This is a genomic window from Paracoccus beibuensis (assembly GCF_026162625.1).
GTDB lineage: Bacteria > Pseudomonadota > Alphaproteobacteria > Rhodobacterales > Rhodobacteraceae > Paracoccus > Paracoccus beibuensis.
The window spans coordinates 1-3,099 of sequence record NZ_JAOTBD010000078.1 but is presented as its reverse complement, the minus strand read 5'-3'; the positions used below and the strand labels follow the sequence as shown (position 1 = coordinate 3,099).

Sequence of the window (3,099 nt, the reverse complement as noted above, 5' to 3'; positions counted from 1 at the left end):
CCGACTCCGCGTGCGTGGGCGCGCGCGGCGGGTGGGGGTACGGGGGAGGGGAACCCTTCTCAATCGCAACTCTGGCGGAGGGGCAGAAGGGGCTTGTGAAGGGGATGGCGGCAAGGCCGCGCTTCAACCGGAAGCTGCTGTTGGCGCGATATGGGGTGTTATGCGGCCGCACGAGGAGAGGGCGGGGGATCAGCCGGGGGTTGTGGGGTGGGAAAGATCCTGCAGCCATCGCTTTAACCTCAAAGTCTCGACCCAGCAGGGGGCGCATGTTCACGGGCCGGAGCCATTGTGCGGGAGGCGCAAGACTGCTCCGGGCGCTTGGTTAACATCTTCTTAAGCCAAAACATCGAGGATCGTGCGGCAAAGCCGGGACATCCCGGCGAGGACTACAACTGTCGATGCGAACGGGTTCCCTTCGTCGCCGGTGAGACCGAATTCGGATTTCACGAGTTCACCACGATCCTTGCATCGAGCTATGATCGGTGGACCAACCTAGATTTCGTTCGCCACTATTATAATGGCGGCGGACGCGCGGTGACCCTGCTAGAGATCGGACATCTCCGAGAGATTGCCGAGCAATACGCCTATGACGATGGGACCGAGGGCGCGTTCCGCCGTCTCGCGGACCAGATCGCGAATGAGGCGCGCGCGTCGGGCGCGGGGTCGTTCAGCTACGACTTCGGCGCTCCGTATGATTTCGGTGATGTCGCATTCTCGCACGGCGATGGTGTGGTTCGCGGAGCTTTTGTCGGTCGCGTCGAAGACCGTGGCGCGATGCTCCGGATCAGCGGTGAAACCACTTTCGAGTTCAGCGACATTTTTGAGGATCCGCTTGATATCGGCATCGAGGTTGGCGGTACACCGTATCCAATCACCGGCAACTGGAGGACACCTTTCTCCGCCGATGTGATGAAGGACGCCGGGAGAAGCGAGTATGGTAGGGGCGGTGATATTTAGGGCGCGATCTCCCGCGGGTACGTTTGCCCGATACACTTTGCTCGGACTTGCCGGGCTAATCCTTCTCTGGGCATGCTTCGCCGGTACAAGGTGGGCGATGAGCTTCCAGGAATCCGTGACCCTGCCGAACGGAATGCAGTTGGACCGGGAGTTTGACTGGAACCGCTATGGAAGGTGGGATCTGTCGGGGCTGGATGGCAAGCATCGCCTGGTACGCGACGTTGAGCTCGTTTGCTTCGATGACCGCTACGTTTTCGTACAGTCCTACGACCGCGCTCTCAATGGCCTTTACGATGCGAAGACCGACAGCAGGATACCTGTCGATAATTTTGAAGCGACGCACATCAAAGGTCTCGGCAAGCCCGGTGAAGATTGTGGCGGATACTATACGAGTTGGCTCGGCCCCGGCCTTCTGCGCGACAACGGGCGTCCACCACTTGTTCCATTGTGTGCCTGGCTTAATATCGAAAACAATGCGCTTCGCTACCGGACATGGTTCGATCGCCCTTGCGCGCCGGGACCGTGGAGTAGCCTTAGCCTGAAATACGACACTTCACAGGTTTGCCTGATGGCGGGAGCGTAGCTCTGGCGTGATCATCATGATGCCTCGCCCCAAGCTTCGTCCAGCATCGGCTTGTCGCTTGAGCCATCTGAGACAAAGCCTTCCCGCTCTGCCCGCTCCTGGATCGGCCTGACCTTCTCTGCTAGCGTCTTGGCCGTGCGATCCTTTGTGGGCGGTTCCCGATTGTTGCTTTGATCTGGCATAGCGGCTCTCCTTCGGTGGAAGTGTACTGTGGCAAGAAATGCATCGGTAATTTTTTACGCCTCTCGCAGCCCGTCGATCCCTGGCCCGCAGCGCCCCCGCAAGGCTGGCAAGGGCCGGGGGATCGAGCCGCCGTAGGCGGCTTCTCTTCCTGTCAACGCAACGGTTGCCCATTGAAAAAATGTGCCCTTCCCCCGTCAGGGGCGAACGGATAATTTGAACGCAGGACAAATTGTCTAGCGAGTGCACATTTTTTTGCACATTTTTTCAAATTGGTGGGACGGTCACTTCTGTCACCCTTCGCGCGAGGAGATCCCCCTCGATGCCCGCGGCGAGCTCAACGCCCGCGAGCTGGTCGGCGGCAAGGTCACCCTCAGCACGATGCAGACCGATTTCGCCCGCGAGGTCGGCCAGGATTTCGGCCTCGAGCGCGGGCGTGAGCGCAGCCAAGCCAATCACCAGACCATCAAGGAGTACTATGCCCCCGCCAATGCACCCGTAGAGGCCGATTTCCGGCTCCCTGAGCGCCAGAAGGGCAATCTCCCGGGGGGTGGGAAGGGAATGCGACGAGGAATGGCGTCAAAGGGCCACAGAAGCGGCCAAGGAGGCCATCGCCAGGACCAAGGCGGTCTACGAGGAACGGCTGCAGCAGATCGAGCGCGGCGCGGCCCAGCTCCTGGCTGGGGTCAAGGCGCAGGAAAAGGCCCTGCGCCGCGAGTTCGGGCGCACCACGCCCGAGGAGCGCCAGATAGCCAGCATCCACATGAACGGCCTGCTCATCACCGCCCGCACCCGCGATCTGTCACCGTCGCAGGCGCGTGAACTGGTCGAGGCGGCGAAAACGGCGCTTGGCCCCGAGGGCACTGCCAAGCTGTGCCAGGGCGATCTCAGCGACTTTTCCCGAAGAGACTTATCTGGACCGGATCGAGTCTGCCGCCATCATCCTGCGCGCCTATGACGATCAGGGGGTGGACGTGACGGCAGCGGTGCAACGGCTCTCAGACCAGCTCGACCGCGAGGAGGAGGATCAGCAGCAGGCGGAACGGCCTGCCTACGGCAAAAGAGGCGTACATGGCAGGAAATGCGGAATGTATACTTCGCCGCTGTTCCACCCTGTCCCTGCTGGTCAAAATGGCTCTGGTGGCGAAGAACGGCGACGTGGGCGGGTGTAAAAAATTACGCTTCCATTTCTTGCCACACTGACAGCCAAAGGCGGCCTGTAGCATCGGTTGTCCATAGCGCGGCTTCCAGTCAAAGCGCAGCTTCGTCGCTGATCCTTCTCACAAGCAATCTTGTTCGTGCCGTCAGAGCTGCGGTTGAGCAGGTTTCCCCTCCCCCGGACCCCCACCCGCCGCGCGCGCATACGCACGCGGAGTCGT

4 protein-coding genes and 1 pseudogene are annotated in these 3,099 nt (G+C 61.0%); 4 read left to right on the top strand and 1 reads right to left on the bottom strand.

The features are described from left to right. The first annotated feature begins 288 nt into the window (after positions 1 to 288). The gene (locus tag OC159_RS19740; protein WP_265502939.1) at positions 289 to 957 is read left to right on the top strand and encodes a hypothetical protein; all 669 of its coding nucleotides are present in this window, start codon (positions 289 to 291) and stop codon (positions 955 to 957) included. A 97-nt stretch (positions 958 to 1,054) separates the two neighbouring features. Next, the gene (locus OC159_RS19735; protein WP_265502938.1) at positions 1,055 to 1,540 is read left to right on the top strand and encodes a hypothetical protein; all 486 of its coding nucleotides are present in this window, start codon (positions 1,055 to 1,057) and stop codon (positions 1,538 to 1,540) included. Between the two features lie 14 nt (positions 1,541 to 1,554). On the opposite strand, the gene OC159_RS19730 is transcribed toward OC159_RS19735, so the two are convergent. Beyond that, positions 1,555 to 1,722: a hypothetical protein gene (locus tag OC159_RS19730; RefSeq protein WP_265502937.1), complete on the bottom strand. Its 168-nt coding sequence runs from the start codon at positions 1,720 to 1,722 to the stop codon at positions 1,555 to 1,557. A 241-nt stretch (positions 1,723 to 1,963) separates the two neighbouring features. Between OC159_RS19730 and OC159_RS20330 the strand changes: the two are divergent. Both OC159_RS20330 and OC159_RS19720 read left to right on the top strand, forming a co-directional pair. After that, positions 1,964 to 2,140: pseudogene (locus tag OC159_RS20330) on the top strand (hypothetical protein); the annotation flags it as partial. A 130-nt stretch (positions 2,141 to 2,270) separates the two neighbouring features. Next, positions 2,271 to 2,678, top strand: coding sequence for a hypothetical protein (locus OC159_RS19720; protein ID WP_265502935.1), 408 nt, complete (start codon positions 2,271 to 2,273; stop codon positions 2,676 to 2,678). The last annotated feature ends 421 nt before the right edge of the window (positions 2,679 to 3,099 follow it).

Coding starts and splice junctions, on each gene's coding strand:
- OC159_RS19730 (WP_265502937.1), bottom strand. CDS start 1,722: ATGCCAGATCAAAGCAACAATCGGGAACCGCCCACAAAGGATCGCACG.
- OC159_RS19735 (WP_265502938.1), top strand. CDS start 1,055: ATGAGCTTCCAGGAATCCGTGACCCTGCCGAACGGAATGCAGTTGGAC.